A 2,625-nucleotide genomic window follows, 5' to 3' on the forward strand; every position below is an offset into this window, starting at 1 on the left:
GGCAAAAGACTGGGTCACCAGTTCGGCGCACCCCTTGCTCGCGCTGTAGGGATCGTGCCCGCCCATGGGGTCGGTCTCGCGATACCCCCAGCACCACTCGTTGTTCTGGTAGCATTTATCGCTGGTTACGATCACCACGGCCTGGATCGACGGCACGTTGCGGCAGGCATTGAGCAGATTGGCCACGCCCATCGTGTTGGTGGAAAAAGTGCCCAAGGGATCCGCGTAGGAAGGCCGGACCAGGGGCTGGGCCGCGAGATGGAACACCACCTGCGGGCTGCAGGCAGCCACTTGGCGAGCGAGTTCCGCAGCATCACGGATGTCCAGACGCGCTCCGGGCACAAGGGCATCGAGCCCGACCAGCTCGGCCATGGCCGGATTGCTCGGAGGATCGAGCGACAGGCCAAACACCTGGGCCCCGAGCCGTGTCAGCCACAGCGAGAGCCACGTCCCCTTAAATCCACTATGTCCCGTGACCAGAACTCGTTTGCCGGCATAGGCAACTGCAGTTTCCATAAAATAACCGAACAGGTCCTCTTACGGTTGGATGTTGTCGGACGGCTCTGCCATACAACCAGTGCCGGCTACCAGATTTTCCATGGGGGCGATCCCCCATCCCACAGGTTTTCAAGATATTGCTTGTCCGGCAAGGTGTCCATGGCTTTCCAGAAACCGGTATGCCGGTAGGCATGAAGCTGCCCTTCACGGGCCAGCCGCTCCAGAGGTTCACGCTCCCATATGGTGGCGTCGCCCTCAATGTAGTCGAGCACCTTCGGTGAAAGCACGTAAAACCCGCCACATATCCATCCGCCGTCGCCCTTGGGCTTTTCGGCAAACCGCAGCACGTGATCCCCGTCCAGGGCCAGGGCTCCATAGCGGCCGGGGGGTTGCACGGCAACAAGGGTCGCCAGAGCACCGCTTTGTTTATGCGCCTGGATCTCGGAGGAGATATCCAGATCGGCCAGTCCGTCGCCGTAGGTCATGCAAAAAAGGTCGTCATCACCCAGATACGGCCGGATACGCTTAATACGGCCGCCAGTCATGGAAGCGTCGCCAGTATCAACCAATGTCACTTTCCACTTCTCAGCGGAATTTTTATGGTACGCAATAGAATTATTGTCCATATCAAAGGTCACGTCCGACATATGCAGATGATACTTTGAAAAATATTCTTTGACAATGTAGCCTTTGTACCCTAGACAGATAATAAATTCGTCAAATCCATGGGTAGAATATATCTTCATGATGTGCCACAAAATTGGCTTGCCGCCAATTTCCACCATGGGCTTCGGTTTTATCTGTGTCTCCTCGCTAATCCTTGTTCCAAGGCCGCCGGCTAGTATCACTACTTTCATGAGGTATCTCTCGTGTATTGAATGGATTTTGAGACCATAAACGATTTTCTAAAACGAAATTTATTTCACAACATGTCTGCCCTGTCAACAGTCTCAATCACCCTGCCTAACGGGGGTCGTCTTAAAAAAACGGATCGCAGAGTACGCTGTTATGGCTGAAAGCTGTCAACCCCTAATTTTATGAGTCCCTTCCTTTTTCGACGTATTTTCCCTTTGGTTGTACCAGCGCTGCAGCAAGAATTTGTGGATTGGCCTAGGGTCTGTTCTCAATTGGAGTTTACTAATCGCCTAAGATCGTTCAATTTTGTCTCCCAGGGGAGGCAGAGGCATGGAACGGTTGTTATTACGTGATGACCAATGGGCTCGATTGGAGCCATTCTGTGCGGGGAAGCAACGAGATCGTGGCGTAACAGATAAGAATAACCGACGATTTCTTGAGGCCGTGCTTTGGATAGCGCGAACTGGTTCTCCCTGGCGTGATCTGCCAAAGGAGTTCGGAAACTGGCACAGCGTATATGTACGATTTGCCCGATGGTGCGAGAAAGGGACCTGGGCTCGATTAGCCGAAGCTGTCTCTGGTGATCCAGATTTAGAAATGCTCTTCATTGACAGCACCATTGTCCGTGCCCACCAGCATGCGGCAGGTGCCCAAAAAAAAGAAGGGCCGCAAGACATCGGACGTTCGCGTGGCAGACTGACGACAAAAATTCATACTGCGGTGGATGGATTGGGAAATCCCGTTCGTTTGCTTTTGACCGGGGGCGAAGCTGCAGACATAACGCAAGCCCAAGCCTTGATCGATGGATTTGATGCCTTGGCGATTGTGGCTGACAAAGGATACGACTCCGACGCGTTTGTCATAAGCATTATGGCTCGAAACGCAGAGGCAGCCATCCCCAGCCGGAAAAACCGTATCATTGGGCGAGAATACGATCACCATGTTTACAAAGACCGCAACCTCGTTGAACGATTTTTCAATCGTATCAAGCAGTTCCGGCGACTGGCGACGCGCTACGAAAAACTCGCGCGGCGATTCATGGCAATGTTGCATCTCGTCTTTGCCTTCATCTGGCTACAATAATTCGACTATTGTGAACAGGCCCTAGGGTTTTCTTGGACACCAACTTGGCGGTATGAATCTGCCGCTCGGGAGGTGTCGATGCAGAGAAAGGGAGAAGCGCCCACCCGTCCACTTTCGCTCGAATCCTGTCAAGACACCAAATAATATGGGGGAAATGATGGTTACTATTTCTTCCATTTTCTGAGGCGA

3 protein-coding genes are annotated in these 2,625 nt (G+C 53.0%); 1 reads left to right on the forward strand and 2 read right to left on the reverse strand.

Annotated elements, in window-relative coordinates; all coding sequences use genetic code 11:
- Window positions 1-516: GDP-mannose 4,6-dehydratase (locus NY78_RS21475; RefSeq protein WP_043640992.1), on the reverse strand; the 516-nt coding region annotated here is incomplete at its 3' end.
- 68 nt (window positions 517-584) lie between these two features.
- The gene (gene rfbF, locus NY78_RS21480; protein ID WP_043640989.1) at window positions 585-1,355 is read right to left on the reverse strand and encodes a glucose-1-phosphate cytidylyltransferase; all 771 of its coding nucleotides are present in this window, start codon (window positions 1,353-1,355) and stop codon (window positions 585-587) included.
- Window positions 1,356-1,683: 328 nt separating this feature from the next.
- Between rfbF and NY78_RS24370 the strand changes: the two genes are divergently transcribed.
- Window positions 1,684-2,436 carry an IS5 family transposase gene (locus NY78_RS24370; RefSeq protein ID WP_082140205.1) on the forward strand — a complete coding sequence of 251 codons (753 nt, stop codon included), beginning with the start codon at window positions 1,684-1,686 and terminating at the stop codon, window positions 2,434-2,436.
- The last annotated feature ends 189 nt before the right edge of the window (window positions 2,437-2,625 follow it).

This window comes from Desulfovibrio sp. TomC (assembly GCF_000801335.2).
In the GTDB taxonomy this organism is placed as follows: Bacteria; Desulfobacterota; Desulfovibrionia; order Desulfovibrionales; family Desulfovibrionaceae; genus Solidesulfovibrio.

What these genes read in the sequence shown, in the direction of transcription:
- rfbF (WP_043640989.1), bottom strand. Translation starts at nt 1,355, where the DNA reads ATGAAAGTAGTGATACTAGCCGGCGGCCTTGGAACAAGGATTAGCGAG.
- NY78_RS24370 (WP_082140205.1), top strand. Translation starts at nt 1,684, where the DNA reads ATGGAACGGTTGTTATTACGTGATGACCAATGGGCTCGATTGGAGCCA.